Source organism: Streptomyces sp. PA03-5A, from assembly GCF_033792725.1.
Classification (GTDB): Bacteria; Actinomycetota; Actinomycetes; order Streptomycetales; family Streptomycetaceae; genus Actinacidiphila.
Window position 1 is genome coordinate 209,349 of record NZ_JARAVL010000005.1, and the last position, 17,713, is coordinate 227,061.

Consider the following 17,713-nt stretch of genomic DNA (forward strand, 5'->3'; position numbering starts at 1 on the left):
GCTCCAGCGCTCCGCTCCGGGTTACGGGGTGAGTTGTCGCTGCAGCTCCGCATGGCGGAACTCGTAGGCCTGGCCTGACCGGCGGAGTACCCCGTGGTGCATGTGCGCGTCCTTCAGGAACCGCGAAAGCCTCCAGGGAAGGCGCCCCCGTACAGCGAGGCAGGAGCGCACCACCATCGCGGGCGCCCAGATGGTGAACACATAGGCGATGCCTTCACCCGTCCTGCCCAGGACCGTCAGGCGCGCTCCGAGCTCCACTGCGTCCTCGGAGCCGGAGACCGTACCGGCTGCCACGCCTGACATGATGCCGACACCCGCCGCGGTCCAGAGCCAGGCGGTGCGGTCGCTTCCGGGGGCGGTGACGGCGGCGGCCGCGAGCGCGGCCATGGTCCCGGTGAACAGCGCCGTCGTACTGCCGATGACGGCGCCTACGAGCCGCGTCGACACGGCGTCCTCCAGGTACCACCAGGCCCGGTCTGGTGCGTGGCCCCCGTGCGGGGTGAGCCGCTGGGCGAGAAAGGCGAGCCACTTTCTGACCTTCGTCAGTTGTCTTGGGTGGCGCGTCCACAGGCAGCGTTGCGAACGGTCGCGGTGCGGGCGGTACAACGTGGGGATCAGCTCGGCCAGCAGGTGCCGTTCGACCTGCTGACGGGACCGGCGGCACAGTTCGTCAGGACCTCGACCGGCGCCGTCGAGGTCGTCGTGCTCCAGCCGGTATACGGCGACGGCGAGGCTCACCATGAGCGGGGACCTGAACGCCCCGTTCACGCCGGAACCGTCGTGGTCCATCTCCACCAGCACGCTGCGCCAGCGGTCCTCTGCGGCAGCTTCCCCGCCCGCTGCGTCGGTCAGGTACTTCTTCACGTCACCCAAGGCCACAGGGCCCAGCTCGATGCCCGCTGCCCCCCTGAGCCGCACCGGGTTGCGGGTCGTGGGCCCGACGGTCTCCCGGTACTCCGTGGTGCGGCTGGTCAGTACGACACCGGCGAAGAAGTCCAGGTCGTCGTTGATCCGCGTGATCGCCGTGCGTCGCCGGGACTCCGGGATCTCGTCGAGGCCGTCGAGCAGGAGCATGACCCTGCGTTCGTCGACCAGTTGCCGTGCGCAGCTCTGTGAGCCCGCCGCTCCGCCGTACGGGCGCTTGAGATCGGAGAACTGCTCGCCGATCTGGTCGACCACCCAGTCCAGGAATCGCCCGTCCCTGCCGGACCAGTCGGCAAGCGGCAGCAGCACGGGCACTTGCTCCCCGGATCCGCCCCGATCTGCTGTCAGCCGCAGTGCCAACCTGATGAGCAGCGTGGTCTTGCCCGCTCCCTTGTCGCCCAGGACGACCAGACGCCTCGTCGGAATCCCGGCGAGGATGTCGGCGACCTGGTTGCCGGTGCCGCACAGCCTGGTCGCGTGGGGACTCTCCGAACTCGCCGGCCGGCGCCATTCCGCGGCCTCCCGCGCGATCCGGTCCCAGTCCGTCACCAAGTGCTCGTCAGCGGCATCCCATGGCACCGGTAGCGGAACGGGGTCGATGAGGCCCCGCCGGTGGGCCTCATCGGACCAGAATCTCCGTGTGTCTTGCGCGAGGCGTTCCGTGACCTCGTCGATCGACAGCGTGAACGCGGTGTCGGAACGGTCCCCCTGCATCGCCTTGCCCGCCATGTACAGCGCTGGGACGCCGACGATGACGGGGACTCCCACTGCTCCCACGACGGCGCTCTGGCCGGCTGCCACGTAGAGGGCCCATGCCGCCGCGATGGAGCCCAGGAACACCGCGCCGCACACAAGTCCCGTTCTGCGGTCCGGACGTCCGTATCTCCCCACGCCACCATCTTCCCCACTGGCGGCGCCCACGACCCAGGGAACCGGTCAGACGGGCCGCCCCCCGTCGCAGGCGACACGCAGATGGTGCGGTCCCAGAAGGAGACGTCCACCATCAGGATCGCCTGAACGAGGTACGAAGCGGCGGCGCACGCCGCCCGGTCGCGCTGCTCCTCGGGGGGCCCGGTGTCGTAGAAGAGCGTCTCCTCGCGATGGAGTTCGAACATGTCGGGGTGAGGAACGCGCACTGCGCGTATCCCTGGCACCGGTTGAGGTCGACGACCCGGTGGCCGGCAGGTACGCCCAGGCGACAGCGGGCCGAGACATCGTGCCGGGCGGGCAGAGCGACGTGCTCCGGGGACATGCCGTCGAGCAGCACGGCTTTCGACACGGGCGGCCGGTCGTGGGGGGCGTTCCGACTCCTCGCCGCTGATCGTCAGGGGCCGCTTCACGGGGTCCGCCGCCTCCTGCTGCCGCCACGGCGGTCGGGGCGCCGGGCGAAGCCGTGCACGACCATTAACCGCAGGGTTGCCGGCGCACCATGCGGGTGCCGGGCGTCACCCGGGGAGCGCGGTCAGCCCGTCAGCCAGTCCATGACCGCCCGGGCGTCGAAGGCGTCCTGCCCTCCGCGCACCAGCAGGCCGGCGGTCGCGAAGGCGGGATCGTCGGCCTGCGCGGCCAGGTAGGGGACGGCGACGCAGCGCATGCCCGCCCGGTGCGCCGCCTCCGCGCCGGGTGGCGCGTCCTCGACGACCACGCAGTCCGCCGGGTCCACGTCGAGCCGGGCCGCCGCCTCCAGGAACACGTCCGGGGCGGGCTTGCCGCGGCCGACCTCCTCCGCCGAGACCACGGTCGTCAGGCTGGCGTCCAGCCCGGTGCCCGCCAGCACCGCCTGGATCGCCTCGCGCGACGAGCCCGAGGCCACCGCCATGGGATGCCCGGCCTTCGCCAGCAGTTCGACGAACGCGCGCATCCGCGGGAACACGTCCGTGGCCCCGCGGGCCAGCTCCAGGTAGAGCCGGTTCTTGCCGTCCAGCAGCTCCTGGACGGAGGCCGACAGGCCGTACTCCTCGCGGAGGGTCTCCAGCGTCTCCTTGGTGCCGATGCCGATGAAACGCCGGTGCTGCTCCCAGGTGAAGTCGTCCACGCCGTGCGCGGCCAGCAGCCGGCGGCCCGCCTCGAAGTAGTTGGGCTCGCTGTCCACGAGGGTGCCGTCGAGGTCGAATATCACCGCGGGGAGCGTCATGGCTCCCAGCATGCCAAGCCGGCGATCACGGCGTGCGCCCGGCCGCGGCGTCCCGGCCGACCTCCCGTACCAGCGGCAGCATCCGCTGCGGCACCCGCTCGCGCAGCGCGACCTCCGTGCGGGTGCGCACCACACCCGGCACCTGGACCAGACGCTGGATCACGTCCTCCAGGTGCGCGGCGTCCCGGGCGACCACCCGGGTGAGCAGGTCGCCGCCGCCGGTGATCGAGAACGCCTCGATGATCTCGGGTACGGCGGCCAGGGCCGCGCCCGTGGCGTCCAGATGGCCCTGGGTCACCTCCAGGTGGACGAAGGCCAGCACCCGGTACCCCAGGGCCTCGGGCGACAGCCGCGGGCCGTACCCGGTGATCACCCCGTCCCGTTCCAGCCGGTCGAGCCGCGCCTGCAGGGTCCCGCGCGCCACACCCAGGATGCGGGCGTACTCGCGGACGCTGGTGCGCGGCTGTTCCAGCAGCAGCGCCAGGATACGGGCGTCCAGCTCGTCGGCGGGCACGGGACGCTGCCTCGCACCGCTCAGAGGAGGGCGTCGATGGTGATCGGCAGTTCGCGGATGCGCTTTCCGGTGGCGTGGTACACGGCGTTGGCGATGGCGGGTGCGATGCCGACCAGGCCGACCTCGCCGACGCCCTTGGTGCCGGTCGGTGTGCCGCGGTCGGGCTCGCCGACGAAGAGCACGTCCAGCTCGGGGATGTCGGCGTTCACGGCGACGAGGTAGTCGGCGAAGGTCCCGTTGGCGATGCGGCCGGTGCGCGGGTCGGTGACCGTGTCCTCGAACAGGGCCATGCCGATCCCGCCGACCGTCCCGCCGATGATCTGGCTCCTGGCGGTCTTCTCGTTGAGGATGCGGCCGCCGTCGATCGCGGACACCACCCGGGCGACCCGGACGAGGCCGAGGTCGGCGTCGACGCGTACCTCGACGAACTTCGCGCCGTATGCCCCGGCCGGGGACATGCCGATGGCGGCCGGGTCCGGGGGCGTGCTGCTCCCGGTCGCCGTCAGCTGGGGCAGCTCGTGCCGGGAGAGGATGTCCGCGTACGACTCCCCGCGGTCCGGGCGGCCCACCAGGTGCACCCTGCCGCCGGAAGCCTCGACGTCCTCGGGGGAGGCGCCCAGCAGTGGGGAGTCGGCGTCCCCGCGCGCGAGGTCCGCGAACAGGCCCACGAGTTTGCGGCAGGCGTCGTGAACGGCGTTGCCGAGCGCGCCGGTCAGGCCGGAGCCACCCGCCATCATCGAGTCGGGCATGTCGGAGTCGCCGAGGTCGAAGCGGACCCTGTCCAGGGGCAGGCCCAGTTCCTCGGCGGACAGCTGGGCCATCACGGTGTACGTGCCGGTGCCGATGTCGGTCGCCGCGCTGCGCACGAACGCGCTGCCGTCGCGGTTGACGGTCGCCTCGGCCATGCACGGCGTCGCGAAGTACGGGAACATCGCGCTCGCCATTCCGTAGCCGACGAGCCAGTTGCCGTCGCGCATGGACCGCGGCTCCGGGTTCCGGTCGGCCCAGCCGAAGCGCCGCGCGCCGGCCTCGTAGCACTCCAGGATCGCCTTCCCGGACCAGGGAAGCCCGTTGCGCGGGTCGACCTCGGTGTGGTTGCGGATCCGCAGCTCCAGCGGGTCCATGCGCAGGGTGTACGCCAATTCGTCGAGGGCCGATTCCAGCGCGAAGCTGCCCTGCGCCTCGGCCGGGGCGCGCATCGACGTCGGTACGGCGATGTTGAGCTTGGCCTGCTGGTCCCGGGTGATCACGTTCGGGCACCGGTAGGCGAACGAGGTCCCGTGGGAGAACGGCTCGAAGTCGTTGTCCTCCATGCTCAGCGAGCTGAGGCTGCGGTGGTCGAGGGCGACCAGGTCGCCGTCGCGCGTGGCGCCCATGCTGAGCCACTGCACACCGCTGGGACGGTGCCCCACGGAGGTGAACATCTGCGGCCGGGTCAGCACGAGCTTGACCGGGCGCTTGGTCGACCGGGCGGCCATGGCGGTGAGGATCACGTGCGGCCACGCCCGCAGCCCGGCGCCGAAGCCGCCGCCGACGTAGGGCACCAGCACCCGAACCGAACTCTCGGGGATGCCGAAGACCATGGACAAGGTGGTGCGCACCATCGACGGCCACTGGCTGGTGTCGTGGACGGTGAGGGTGTCCTCCTCCCACACGGCCAGCGTGGCGAACAGCCCGAGCGGGTTGTTGGTGTTGTCCGCCGTGAGGTAGGTGCCGCGCACGATGACGTCGGCGGCCTCCAGGGCGGCGGCCACGTCGCCGCGCGAGTGGTCCATCTTCCACGGGTCGACCACATGCTGCGCCCTCGGGTCCTGCAGGTCCAGCAGCGGCTCACCGGCCTCGTACTCGGCGTGCACCAGCCGCGCCGCGGCGGCGGCCTGCTCCGGCGTCTCGGCCACCACGAAGGCGATGTGCTGCCCGTGGTGCATGATCCGGTCGTTGCGCAGGGGGGCGGGCGGCGACTGACCGAGCACCGTCGTGGGGCCGGTGCCGACCTGCGGGGCGTTCTCGTGGGTGAGCACCGCGATCACGCCGGGCGAGCGTTCGGCCTCCTCGGTGTCCATGCGGACGATCCGGCCCGCGGCGATGGTGCTCTGCACCAGGGCGCCGTAGGCCTGGCCGTGGACGTTGAAGTCCATCGGGTAGGGGGCGGCGCCGGTGACCTTGCGCGGTCCGTCGACCCGGTTGACGCCCGCACCGACCAACGGCCTGCTCTCGACCGTGCTCATGCCGTCACTCCTGACACTGTCTGCAGCTCGCGGACGAGGGTCCGGCGGGCCAACGGCACCTTGAACGCCGTGCCGGGCACGGTCCAGGCGTCGCGCATCGTCGCCTCGGACGCGTCCAGGAAGGTCGCCGACGTGGCCGGAGCGCCCGTCAGCACGTGCTCGGCCTCGTAGGCCCGCCAGGGTTTCGAGCCCACCCCGCCCAGCCCGACCCGGGCCTGACGGATCGTGCCGTCCTCCACGACGAGCACCACCGCGGCCGAGGTCAGGGCGAACTCGTACGACATCCGGTCGCGGACCTTGAGGTAACCCGAGCGGGCGGACGGCGGCGGGAGCGGGATCTCGACCTCGGTGATCAGCTCGGCGTGCTCCAGGACGTTCTCCCGTTCCGGACCCTCGTCGGCCGTGACGTAGAACTCCGTGAGGGGGACGCTGCGCCGGCCCGACAGCCCCTGGACGTGCACGACCGCGTCGAGCGCCACCAGGGCGACGGCGAGGTCGGAGGCGTGCAGCGCGATGCAGTTCTCGTTCACGCCGAGCACCGCGTGCATCCTGGCCGCGCCCTGCACGGCCGCGCAGCCCGTGCCCGGTGCGCGCTTGTTGCACTCGAGCACCATGGGGTCGCGGAAGTAGCGGCAGCGGGTGCGCTGCAGCAGGTTGCCGCCGATGGTGGCCATGTTCCGCAGCTGCACCGAGGCGCCCATCAGGAGGGCTTCGCGCACCACGGGCAGCCGCTCGGCGACCGTGGCGTCGGCGGCCAGTTCCTCCATCGTGGCCAGCGCCCCGACGTGGAGCGACTCGCCGCGCCGCTCGATGCCGTGCAGCGGGAGCCGGGTGATGTCGATCAGCGTCGGCGGCTCCAGGACCCCGTCCTTCATCAGGTCCAGCTGGGTCGTGCCGCCCGCGAGGCAGGAGGCCGCCGGGTCCTCCGCCAGCAGCCGTACGACCTCCTGGGCGTCGGTCGCCCGCACGTACTCAAAGGTGCGCATCGTAACCTCCCCCGGACGCCGCTTCGCGGATCGCGGCCACGATGTTGGGATAGGCACCGCAGCGGCACAGGTTGCCGCTCATGAACTCCCGGATCTCCTCGTCGGAGCCGGTCCTGCCCTCGGCCATCAGCGCCACCGCGGACATGATCTGGCCGGGGGTGCAGAAGCCGCACTGGAAGCCGTCGTGGTCCATGAAGGCCCGCTGTACCGGGTGCGGTCCGTCCGCGCCGCCGACGCCCTCGATGGTGGTGATCGCCCGGCCCTCGGCCTGGGCGGCCAGTGTCAGGCAGGACAGCACTCTCCTGCCGTCGAGATGGACCGTGCACGCGCCGCAGGCTCCCTGGTCACAGCCCTTCTTCGTGCCCGTCAGGCCCAGCCGGTCGCGCAGCGCGTCCAGCAGTGTGACCCGGGTGTCCAGGCGAAGGGTGTACGACCGGCCGTTGACGTCGAGTGTCACGACCCGCTCGATGGTTCCGGGACGGTCCACGTCCCGCTCGCTCGCCACGTCCCTCATCGCGTCCTCCTCCGGACGGGTCGGGTACGACTCGAGCCCCTCCTGGGGCGGATCCGGTGAGTTGGTTCGTCAGGCGCCGTTAAAAGGCGGGATCGACTTTTCGCGTCAATACGTCCGCCTTTAACATCAATATACGCCGAATGGGCGTTTCGGCATGAGCCAGTGGTCCGGCCCCGCCCTGGCCGCGCGATCGACGGCCGGGCCAATGGCCCAGTGGAACGGGGCTCGCTTGAGCCAAGGGCCCTGAGGATGTTTTCCTGGAGGCGACGCTGGCGTTGCGGGAGGTACGAGGCCCCGCAGCGCCTTTTCCATGCGCGGACACGCACCGCGGCACGAACGAGGGGCAGGGCGGGCACGTGGTGGGGCGCATGTTCATCGCACCGGACCCGGGACGCGCACGGCTGCGCAGCGCCTCGCGCGCGGTCCTGGGCATCGCGGGGGCGGTCGCCGCCGTGGCGGCGGCCGGGCTGCCGCTGCCCGCCGTCGTGGTCGGCGGTCTGGCCGCGCTGCTGGCGCTGTTCGTCGTCACCGACCCCGGGCCGGCCCGGCAGGCCGCGACGACCGCGCTGATGCCCGCGGTGGGCTTCCCCGTCCTCGCGCTGGCCGCCTGGCTGCATCCGTACCCGGGCGCACGGGACGCGGCCTTCCTCGCGGTGGTCTTCGCCGGGGTCTACGCCCGGCGCTGGGGGGCGCGCGGCCACGCCCTGGGCGTCTTCGCGTTCATGATGTTCTTCATCGCCCAGTTCCTGCGGGCCGGTCCTGGACTGCTGCCGGAGCTGTACGGGGCCGTGGGCCTCGGGCTGGGCTGCGCGGCCCTCGTCCGCTTCGGCCTGTGGTGCTACGAGCGGGGGGCCGTCCCGGCGCCCGCCGTCGTCCTGCCCCAGTCCCGGGGATTGCGCCGTCCGACGACCCGGCAGGCGTTCCAGGCGGTGCTCGCGGGCGGGATCGCGGTGGCGGTGGGCCAGGCGCTGTCCGAGGACCGCTGGTACTGGGCGGTCGGCACCGCCTGGTGGATCTTCGTGAACACCGCCTCGCGGGGCGAGACCCTCGTGCGGGGCTTCCGCCGCGTCCTGGGCACCGTCACCGGCATCGTCGCCGGGCTCGCGGTGGCGCTCCCGCTGCACGGGGCGCCCGCGCCGACCGCCGCACTGGTCGCCGTCTGCGTCTTCGGGATCTTCTACACCGCCCCGGTCTCGTACAGCTGGATGATGTTCTTCGTGACGGTGATGGCGGGGCTGCTCTACGGCCTGCTCGGCATCCTCCACCCCGGGCTGCTGGCGCTGCGGCTGGGGGAGACCGCCGTCGGCGCCCTGGGCGCGGCCGTCGCGGTCCTGGTGGTGCTGCCGGTGACCACGCACGCGGCGACCGACGCCTGGATCCGCCGCGCGCTGCACGCGGTCCACGACTTCACCGGCGAGGCCGCCCGTCACCTCGCCGGCGGCCCGGGCGACGACCTGGCCCGCCACGTGGCGGACCTCGACGTCCTCCTGGAACGGGTGCGGGCCGCCGTCGCCCCGCTGGTGCACCCGCTCAGCCCGATGCGGCACCGCAAGGCCCGGGCCCGTACCGTCCTCGCCCTGCTCGACGAGTGCGCCCGTCAGGTCCGCGGCCTCGCGGAGGTCGTGGCCGACCCGTCGGCCTGCCATGACGAGCGCCTCACTGCGGCCTGCCACCGGGTCGAGATCGCCGTCCGGCGCCTGGTGCCCCCGGGTACGGCCGGGAGCGGTGCTCCGGCGCCCGGAACGGCCACCGGGGACGCCGCGGGCCCGCACCCGCACGCCGATCGGGCCCTGGAGCACCTGCGCAGCCTCGAGACGGCCCTCAGCGGGCTGGCCGCCCCCCTCGGCGCCCCCGCGCGTCCCGCGCGGACCGGGGAGCCCGACTGACGCGCGCGGCAGGGGCGCGCCCCTGCCGCGCGCAGGCCCATCGGCGGCGCCGGGCGTGCGTGCCGGGTTCGTGTGCGCCCCCGGGCGGATCGGGACCGGTCACGGTCGCCAGGTGACCGGATTGCGTCCAACCTGCGTCGTGATGTGTCAATTCACCTGATTCTGAGCCCTGTTCGGCGCGGCGTGCCAGGATGACTGACTCCGGACAAGCGGTGAGACCGAATCCAGTCTCGTGCCGTATCCGCGGACCGTGGGGCAAACGGTTCGCGCAGGGCGGTCTTGGGGGTGCCAGGCGTGCTGAGATTTCTGCGCCGTACCGGGGGGAAGAACGAACGGCGTACCGGGCCGGGCCGCGTGCCGCCCCCGGCGGAGCACGCGCGGATGGACGGCCCGGAGCCGCTGGCCGGCTGTCCGGCCGGACACCCGCAGGCGGCGGAAGAGGACGCCGAGGCGCGTCCCGAGGACGCGGCGGCCTCCTGCCCCGTCGACGGCGCGGCCGGTCAGGGCGCCGCTCCGGCCGTCCTGCACAAGGACGTGGACGTCCGCGCGCTGGCCACGGACTTCCTGCGGCAGTACCACCACGAACTGCCCGGTGGCGCCGGCGACCCGCAGCAGCGGCTCGCCGCGGTGCTCGCCGAGATCGACGCGACGGGCACCTACCGGCACACCCACGAGGAGCTCGTCTTCGGTGCGCGCGTCGCCTGGCGCAACAGCAACCGCTGCATAGGGCGCCTGTACTGGAACTCCCTGCAGGTCCGTGACCGCCGCCACGTCGCCACCGCGCGCGGGGTGGCCCTGGAGGCCGCCGCCCACCTGAGGGTCGCGGCCAACGGCGGGCGGATCCGCCCGGTCATCACCGTCTTCGCCCCGGACGCGCCGGACCGCCCCGGCCCGCGGATCTGGAACGACCAGCTCATCCGCTACGCCGGCTACCCCCGGCCCGACGGCGGAGTGCTCGGCGACCCCGGCAACACCGGCATCACCGAGGTGGCCCGGCGGCTCGGCTGGTCCGGCGGTCCCGGTACGCCCTTCGACGTCCTGCCGCTGGTCGTGCAGGGCGGAGCCGAACCGCCGCGCCACTTCCCGCTGCCGGCGGACGCGGTCCTGGAGGTGCCGATCGTGCACCCGGAGTTCGACTGGCTCGCGGAGTGGGGCCTGCGCTGGCACGCCGTCCCGGCGATCTCCTCCATGTGCCTGGAGATCGGCGGCGTCTGTTACCCGGCCGCGCCCTTCAACGGCTGGTACATGGGTACCGAGATAGGCGCCCGCAACTTCGCCGACACCGACCGCTACGACCTCCTGCCGCGCTTCGCCGACCGCCTCGGCCTGGACACCGGCAGCGACCGCTCGCTGTGGCGCGACCGGGCCCTGGTCGAGCTCAACCGGGCCGTGCTGCACTCCTTCGACCGCGTCGGCGTCACCATCACCGACCACCACACCGAATCCCGGCGCTTCCTCGCGCACATCGAACGGGAGGAGCGCAAGGGCCGTCCCGTGCCCGCCGACTGGTCGTGGATCGTGCCGCCCATCTCCGGCTCGGCCACCGGCGTCTTCCACCGCTACTACGACACAGGCGAGCTGACCCCCGCCTACGTCCACCACCCCGAGTCGCTCGCCCTCGCCCGCGGCGAGACGCTGGTGTGACGGGGGCAACGGGATCGGTTTCCGGCCACTGCGTTACTCTCAGCCGCCGAACAGACAATCAGCGGAAGAGGTACGGCAGTGGCCGGGCACGTTTACATCGGGTCGTTCACCTCGGCGGGCGGCAAAGGGCTGACCACCGCCGCCCTCGACCCCGATTCGGGAGCGCTGACGGTGCTGCGCGCCGACTCCGCGGTGGAGGACCCCTCCTTCCTAGTGCTCTCCGAGGACAACGGCCTGCTCTACGCCGTCAGTGAGCACGCCGAGACCGGCGGCGCGGCCGTGTTCTCGCTGCGCGACCCCGCCCGCCCCGAACCGCTGGGCGCCACGGTGCCGGTGAGCGGCGGCGCGCCCACCCATCTGTGCCTGCACCGGGGACACCTGCTCACCGCCAACTACGCCTCCGGCACCGTCAGCGTGCTGCCGGTCGACGACCGCGGCGCGCTCGGCGGGCCGCGCCACGTCCTGGAGCACGAGGGCGACGGCCCCGACCCGGAGCGGCAGGAGGGCCCGCACGCCCACATGGTGCTGCCCGACCCCTCCGGGCGCTGGGTGCTCAGCGTGGACCTCGGCACGGACTCCGTGCGCGTCTGCGAACTCGACCCGGACAGCGGGGAGCTGGAGGTGGAACGCGAGATGGGCCTGCGCTCCGGCACCGGACCGCGGCACCTCACCTTCCACCCGCGCGGCGACCGCGCCTACGTCATGAACGAGCTGGAGTCCGTGGTGACGGTCTGTCACTGGGACCCGGAGGTGGGCCGTCTGAAGCCCGTCGCCGAGGTCTCCGTGCTGCCCGCGGACGCCGCAGGCCCGAACTACCCCTCCGAGCTGGTCGTCTCGCCCGACGGCAGGTTCGCCTGGGCCGCCAACCGAGGGCACAACAGCATCGCGGTCCTGTCCGTCGACGACAGCGGTGACCGGCTGGAGCTGCTGGAGACGGTGGACTGCGGCGGCGACTGGCCGCGCCACCTGACCCTCGACCCCTCAGGGAAGCGGCTCTACGCGGCCAACGAGCGCTCCGGCGACGTCAGCTGGTTCGACGTGGACCCGGTCACCGGTACGCCCAAGCTCGCCGGCTCGGTGGCCGTCCCGGCCGCGTCCTGCGTGGTCTTCGGCTGACGGAGGCTTCCCCGTACGCGCAACGGCGTGGTGGTCCGCCCCGGGATCCCGGGGCGGACCACCACGCCGTTGTCGTCGACGGTCCGCGGGTTCAGCTCAGCGGAGCACCCTGCGACTCCTGGGCGATGCCCAGGGCCGTGGTGTACGTGGAGACGACCAGCTTGCCGATGGTCGGGTAGGGACCCAACGCGTCGGCCGCGGAGCAGTCGGCCTCCTTGGCGGCGTCGTGCAGCACCTCGGGGGCGACCTCGGGACCGACCACGTACGGCGCGAGCGCCAGGGTCGTCGAGCCGGACGAGCGCAGCTGCTCGGCGGTCTGGGCGACCGAGCCCTCGATGTCCAGCGCGGCGGCCAGCACCGGCACCGCGAGGCGTGCGGCCAGCAGCAGACCCGTCACACCCGCCGCCTGGACGGCCTCCTCGCCACCGACAGTGGCCAGGATGATGCCGTCGGCGGCCGTGGCCACCGTGAACAGGCGGGCGCGGTCGGCGCGGGCCAGTCCGGCCTCGGAGAGGCGCACGTGCAGCGCCTCGGCCAGCAGCGGGTGAGGGCCGAGCACGTCGGTCACCTCGGCCGCGGAGCGGCTGTCCGCCACTGCCTGGCGGATCCGGCGCATCACCGACGGCTCGGGACCGGCCAGCAGCGGGACCACGACGGCCGCGGGGGCCTGGTCGCCGCGCTCGCCGGCGGCCTGGGCCACCACGGACTCGAGCGTCGGGTACTCCTCGCCGTCGCCGTCGACGTAGCCGATGCGCGGGTCGAGACCGGAGAGCTCGATGCGGGCGATGCTGACGATCTCCTCCGCGAGACTGCGTATCGCGGAGGACGGGGTGCCGGGCACGGCGAGGACCAGCGCGGGGGCGCCCTCGGGCGTGGTCAGCGGCTCCGGGCGCCGGTGCCGCCCGGGCTGGCGGGGGCGGGGCATTCGAACGGGCAGGCCGGGTGCGGGCCCTTCGGCAGTGCTCATGGCGAGGCATGCTAGTGCCTTTGCGCGCTCTGTTGTTCGGGCGGGTCCATCGCAGGGGTTACCTGTCCGGTTCTGTCCCGATACGGTGCCGGGTCCGCGCACCCCGGCACCGTACGCGTGCCACGGTCAGCCGAGACCGCGCGAGTCCTGCTTGAGGGCGGTGTCCACGGTGAGCGCGGAGGCGACGACCATGCTCAGCAGGGGGTCCGGCAGTTGCCGGTGGATCTGCAGCACGTAGTTGTCGGCCGTGGTGAACATCGTCTTCGCCAGGCCCTCCCACGTCTTGGTGATCCGGGCGACCTCGGTGTCGGTGTGGTCGACGATGGAGAAGTTCCAGGCACGCCAGTTCTCGGCCTTGATCGCGCCGATCTTCTGGCCGTTGACCTCGAAGGAGAAGTTGATCTTCCCGATGGCGTTCTGCTGTACGATCTCGCCGAGCGTCATGCCGTCGGCGCGCTGCACGATCACCTTGGACTTGATGAACTTCGCGGGCCGGGTCAGCAGCAACTGGGGCTGCCCGTGGGCGTCACGCACCTCCAGGCGCACCGACATGAACTGGTCGACGCTCGCGACGAAGCGCAGCACCTTCCGCGCGGTGCTCTGGCCGACCTGGAGCACCGAGCCGAGCTGGCGCCCCTGCTGGTCGAAGACGCTGTACTCGTTGCTCAGCTCGATGAGCTTGGCCTTCTGGTTGACCACCAGGACGGGCTCGCTGAAGAGCGTGCCCCCACCCGGGCCGGTGGGGGCCACGCCGGCCTGCTGCTGCACCTGGCGCTGGATGCGCGACGGGTCGGGACCGCCGTCGACGCCCAGTTCCCAGGGGTTGTCCTTGGGCTGCGGCGGGACCTGCGCGCCGCCCGCATGGGTGTGCTCCGTCCACTGGGACCCGTCCCAGTAGCGCAGCAGGTTCTGGGTGCCATGCGGGTCCGGGTACCAGCCCGCCGGGGTGTTCGAATGCGTCGTCACCCGGGCAGAGTAACGGCTGCCTCCGTCAGGGCAGCCGCCAGTCCACCGGGTTCGTGCCCTGCCGTACCAAGAGGTCGTTGGCCCGGCTGAACGGACGTGAGCCGAAGAAGCCGCGGTCGGCCGACATGGGGGAGGGGTGGGCGGACTCCACGGCCGGCAGGCTCCCCAGCAGTGGCCGCAGGCTGCGCGCGTCGGAGCCCCACAGGATGGACACCAGGGGCTTGCCGCGCGCGGCGAGCGCGCGGATGGCCTGCTCGGTGACCGCCTCCCAGCCCTTGCCGCGGTGCGCCCTGGGCGTGCGCGGCGCGGTGGTCAGCGCCCTGTTGAGCAGCAGGACGCCCTGCCGGGTCCAGGGGGTCAGGTCCCCGTTGGAGGGCTGGGGCAGGCCGAGGTCGGTGTTCAGCTCTTGGTAGATGTTCAGCAGGCTGGGGGGCAGCGGCCGTACCTCCGGGGCCACCGAGAACGACAGCCCGACGGCGTGCCCCGGGGTGGGGTACGGGTCCTGGCCCACGATCAGCACCCGGACGTCGTCGAAGGGCTGCTGGAACGCGCGCAGCACGTTCGCCCCCGACGGCAGGTAGGTGCGGCCCGCGGCGATCTCGGCGCGCAGGAAGTCGCCCATTTCGGCGATCTTCCCTGCGACCGGCTCCAGCGCCTTGGCCCAGCCTTCTTCGACGATTTCGTTCAACGGTCGTGCTGCCACGGTGAGTCACTCTAGTGGCTCACACCGACACTCAGACCACGGCCGCCCTCACGCACAGCACATCGGGCAGGTGTGAGGCCACCGGCTGCCAGGTGTCGCCCTCGTCGGCGCTGGCGTACACCTCGCCGTTGCGGTTGCCGAAGTACACGCCGACCGGGTCCGCGTCGTCGGTGCGCAGCCCGTCGCGCAGGACCACGCCGTAGTGCTCCTCCGTGGGCAGCCCGGCGGACAGGGCCGTCCACGAGGCGCCGGCGTCCTCGGTGCGGTAGACCCGGCAGCGGTAGTCCGGCTGGTAGCGGTCGCTGCCGTCGTTGACCGGAGAGACGTACGCGACTCCGCCGCGGCGGGGGTGGGCGGCGACGGCGAAGCCGAAGTCCGCGGGCAGGCCCTTGCCGATCTCCGTCCAGCTCGCGCCGGCGTCGTCGCTGCGGTAGACCCCGCCGTGGTTCTGCAGGTACAGCCGGTCCGGGTCCTCGGCGTCCCGGTCGATCTTGTGCACGCACTGGCCGAACTCCGGGTACGGGTCGGGCAGGAACTCCGCCTTGATCCCGGTGTTGGACGCCTCCCAGCTCGCGCCTCCGTCGGCCGAGCGGTAGACCCCGCCGGAGGAGACGGCCGCGATCACCACGTCGGCGTCGCGCGGATCGGTGAGCACCGTGTGCACCGCCTGACCGCCGTATCCGGCACCCCACAGCTCCCGCTGCGGGTGCTCCCACAGGCTCCGCACGAACTCGAAGGTCACCCCGCCGTCGTCCGAGCGGAAGAGCGCGCCCGGCTCCGTGCCGGCCCACACCAGGTCCGGGGCGGCGGCGCCGGCGGGCTGGATCTGCCAGACGCGCTCCAGCGAGGCGTCCGTGTCCTTGGGGAACCGCACCGCGGGCCTGGCCGGCTCCTCCCAGCTGCGCCCGAGGTCGTCGGAGCGGAAGACCGACGGCCCCCAGTGCGAGCTGTCTGCGCCGACCAGCAGCCGGGGCACGGCCCGGCGCGTGTCGATGCCCACCGAGTACACCGCCTGCATGGGGAAGTGCGGGCCGGTCAGCTCCCACGTCCCGGCGCCGCCCCGCCGTCCCAGGAACAGCCCCTTGCGTGTGCCGATCGCGAGTACGACGTCGTCCATGACGCACCATCTCCGAACTACGGGAATGTGTTCTGCATCACAGATTCTGCACCGTCCTACCGACAACGGGGGCCGCGGCGCGCCTCCCCGCGGCCGAAGCGTGCCGCGCCGGACCCCGGCGTGCGGTGTCCCCGTCGGCCAACAGCGGTGCGGTGAAGGGGATTTGCGCCACCGGCGGCCCGGCGCCGAGAGCTGGTACGGCAGCGGTCGAACTACGAGAATTCTCGTAATATGGGTGCATGCCCCCGCAGCAGCCCCTCACCGCGGCCGCCCCCGTCCCCGGCGGGAGGGTGTGCGAGCACCCGGACCGAGCGGACATCCGCCTGGAGGCCGTCCTGCACGCGTTCTCCGACCCCATGCGACTGCGCGTGGTGCGGACGCTGGCGGCGCGGGGAACGGAGGCGGCGTGCTCCGAGGTCGGGTTGCCGGTCGGCAAGTCCACCTGCACCCACCACTTCCGGGTGCTGCGCGAGGCCGGGGTGATCAGCCAGACCTACCGGGGCACCTCCAAGATGAACGCGCTGCGCCGGGCGGACCTAGAGGTGCTCTTCCCCGGGCTTCTGGACGCCGTCCTCGCCGCCGCCGACCGGCAGGACGGACGGCCCGACGGGACCGCCGGCGTCGTCCGCGCCTGAACCGGAGCCGCCGGGCAGGTGGTTGAAGAGCAGGTTCAGCGCGATAGCGGTGATGCACCCCGCGCTGATCCCGCTGTCCATCACCGTCTGGAACCAGTCGGGGAAGGCGTCGTAGACCGTCGGGACGCCGACCGGCAGCAGCCCGACCGCGACCGACACCGCCACCACGGTCAGATTGCCGTTGCCGTGGAAGTCGACGGTGGACAGGGTCCGCACCCCGCTCGCCGCCACCGTCCCGAACATCACCAGGCCCGCCCCGCCCAGCACGGGCGCCGGGATCGCCGCGACCACTGCCCCCAGCTTGGGCAGCAGCCCCAGCAGGACGAGGATGCCGCCCGCGGTCGCCACCACCCAGCGGCTGCGCACCCGGGTCATCCCCACGAGGCCGACGTTCTGCGCGTAGGCGGTGTACGGGAAGGTGTTGAAGACCCCGCCGAGCACGGTCGACACCCCGTCGGCGCGCAGCCCGTCCGCGAGCCGCCGTGGTTCCACGTGGCGGCCGGTCAGCTCGCCCACGGCGATGATGTCGCCGGTCGTCTCGGTCATCGTCACGAGGGCCACGACGAGCATGGAGGCGATCGCCGCGCCCTGGAAGTCGGGCGTGCCGAAGTGGAACGGCGTGCTGATCCCCACCCAGTCGGCGCCGCCGACCGCGCCGAAGTCGGTGAAGCCCAACGGCACGGACGCCAGGGTGCCCAGCACGATGCCCGCCAGGACCGCGACGCGCGCGAGGGCAGGGGGCGCGAAGCGCTGGACCAGCAGGACGGCCAGGAGCACGGCGGCCGCCAGGCCGATGTTCCGCGGCGCCCCGAAGTCGGGCGAACCGACCCCACCTGCCGCCCAGTTGCCGGCCACCGGCAGCAGGCTGAGCCCGATGACCAGGATCACGGTGCCGGTGACCAGGGGCGGGAAGAACCGCAGCAGCCGCCCGAAGACGGGCGCCAGCAGGACCATCGCCACTCCCGAGGCGATGACGGCGCCGTAGATCGCGGGCAGTCCGCCGTCCTGGCCGATCAGCACCATGGGCGAGACCGCCGCGAAGGTGCAGCCCTGCATGATGGGCAGTCGGACGCCGAACCGCCACCAGCCCACGCACTGCAGCAGCGTGGCGATGCCGCACACCAGCAGGTCCGCCGTGATCAGGTAGGCGAGGTCGGCGGGCGCCAGCTTCAGCGCGCCCCCGACGATGAGCGGCACGGCGACCGCGCCCGCGTACATCGCCAGCACGTGCTGGAGCCCGAACGCCCCGAGCTGGACGGCGGGCAGGACCTCGTCGACGGGATGGACGGCGGGACGGTGCGGCGGCGTCGCCATGGGCAGCTCCTCGAACGCGGCGCGGGTGAGCGGTGGAACGACGAAGTGGTTGCCCGGGACCCTAG

General features: G+C 72.7%; 15 protein-coding genes. 4 read left to right on the plus strand and 11 right to left on the minus strand.

The genetic code is table 11. The features are described 5' to 3' along the window. Positions 1-21 precede the first annotated feature (21 nt). The 6 genes from PV410_RS08255 to PV410_RS08280 form a co-directional block, all read right to left on the minus strand. Positions 22-1,815, minus strand: a complete 1,794-nt coding sequence (locus PV410_RS08255; protein ID WP_500323283.1) for an NACHT domain-containing protein — start codon at positions 1,813-1,815, stop codon at positions 22-24. A gap of 571 nt (positions 1,816-2,386) precedes the next feature. Further along, positions 2,387-3,058, minus strand: coding sequence for an HAD family hydrolase (locus PV410_RS08260; RefSeq protein WP_500323284.1), 672 nt, complete (start codon positions 3,056-3,058; stop codon positions 2,387-2,389). Positions 3,059-3,083: 25 nt separating this feature from the next. After that, entirely contained in the window at positions 3,084-3,572 is a 489-nt protein-coding gene (locus tag PV410_RS08265) for an Lrp/AsnC family transcriptional regulator (RefSeq protein WP_499515487.1), read from the minus strand. Between the two features lie 20 nt (positions 3,573-3,592). Then, positions 3,593-5,800, minus strand: a complete 2,208-nt coding sequence (locus PV410_RS08270) for a xanthine dehydrogenase family protein molybdopterin-binding subunit (RefSeq protein WP_500323285.1) — start codon at positions 5,798-5,800, stop codon at positions 3,593-3,595. Next, positions 5,797-6,786 carry an FAD binding domain-containing protein gene (locus PV410_RS08275; RefSeq protein WP_500323286.1) on the minus strand — a complete coding sequence of 330 codons (990 nt, stop codon included), beginning with the start codon at positions 6,784-6,786 and terminating at the stop codon, positions 5,797-5,799. Before PV410_RS08275 ends, PV410_RS08270 begins: the two co-directional genes overlap by 4 nt. Next, the gene (locus tag PV410_RS08280; RefSeq protein WP_500323288.1) at positions 6,773-7,300 is read right to left on the minus strand and encodes a (2Fe-2S)-binding protein; all 528 of its coding nucleotides are present in this window, start codon (positions 7,298-7,300) and stop codon (positions 6,773-6,775) included. The genes PV410_RS08275 and PV410_RS08280 overlap by 14 nt, the downstream gene beginning before the upstream one ends. Positions 7,301-7,668: 368 nt before the next feature. Here PV410_RS08280 and PV410_RS08285 point away from each other — a divergent pair, with 368 nt between their 5' ends. The 3 genes from PV410_RS08285 to PV410_RS08295 all read left to right on the plus strand — a co-directional run bounded on the left by PV410_RS08285 (position 7,669) and on the right by PV410_RS08295 (position 11,946). Further along, on the plus strand, positions 7,669-9,186 hold the full coding sequence (locus tag PV410_RS08285; protein WP_500323289.1) for an FUSC family protein: 1,518 nt from the start codon (positions 7,669-7,671) through the stop codon (positions 9,184-9,186). Between the two features lie 381 nt (positions 9,187-9,567). Beyond that, complete coding sequence (locus tag PV410_RS08290) at positions 9,568-10,830, plus strand: nitric oxide synthase oxygenase (RefSeq protein ID WP_500323414.1); 1,263 nt, start codon at positions 9,568-9,570, stop codon at positions 10,828-10,830. A 78-nt stretch (positions 10,831-10,908) separates the two neighbouring features. Beyond that, complete coding sequence (locus PV410_RS08295) at positions 10,909-11,946, plus strand: lactonase family protein (protein ID WP_500323290.1); 1,038 nt, start codon at positions 10,909-10,911, stop codon at positions 11,944-11,946. 91 nt (positions 11,947-12,037) lie between these two features. Here the strand turns inward: PV410_RS08295 and PV410_RS08300 are convergent, their stop codons facing one another. From PV410_RS08300 to PV410_RS08315, 4 genes are all read right to left on the minus strand, one after another. After that, positions 12,038-12,913 carry a sirohydrochlorin chelatase gene (locus PV410_RS08300; protein WP_500323291.1) on the minus strand — a complete coding sequence of 292 codons (876 nt, stop codon included), beginning with the start codon at positions 12,911-12,913 and terminating at the stop codon, positions 12,038-12,040. Between the two features lie 126 nt (positions 12,914-13,039). Next, complete coding sequence (locus PV410_RS08305; protein ID WP_499515494.1) at positions 13,040-13,879, minus strand: LURP-one-related family protein; 840 nt, start codon at positions 13,877-13,879, stop codon at positions 13,040-13,042. A 25-nt stretch (positions 13,880-13,904) separates the two neighbouring features. Continuing rightward, complete coding sequence (locus tag PV410_RS08310; RefSeq protein WP_500323292.1) at positions 13,905-14,582, minus strand: uracil-DNA glycosylase; 678 nt, start codon at positions 14,580-14,582, stop codon at positions 13,905-13,907. 31 nt (positions 14,583-14,613) lie between these two features. Continuing rightward, positions 14,614-15,699, minus strand: a complete 1,086-nt coding sequence (locus tag PV410_RS08315; protein ID WP_500323294.1) for a sialidase family protein — start codon at positions 15,697-15,699, stop codon at positions 14,614-14,616. Positions 15,700-15,938: 239 nt separating this feature from the next. On the opposite strand from PV410_RS08315, the gene PV410_RS08320 reads away from it, so the two are divergent. Then, entirely contained in the window at positions 15,939-16,334 is a 396-nt protein-coding gene (locus tag PV410_RS08320; protein ID WP_500323295.1) for an ArsR/SmtB family transcription factor, read from the plus strand. Here PV410_RS08320 and PV410_RS08325 read toward each other — a convergent pair. Continuing rightward, the gene (locus PV410_RS08325) at positions 16,236-17,648 is read right to left on the minus strand and encodes a nucleobase:cation symporter-2 family protein (protein WP_500323296.1); all 1,413 of its coding nucleotides are present in this window, start codon (positions 17,646-17,648) and stop codon (positions 16,236-16,238) included. The genes PV410_RS08320 and PV410_RS08325 overlap by 99 nt on opposite strands. Positions 17,649-17,713 lie beyond the last annotated feature (65 nt).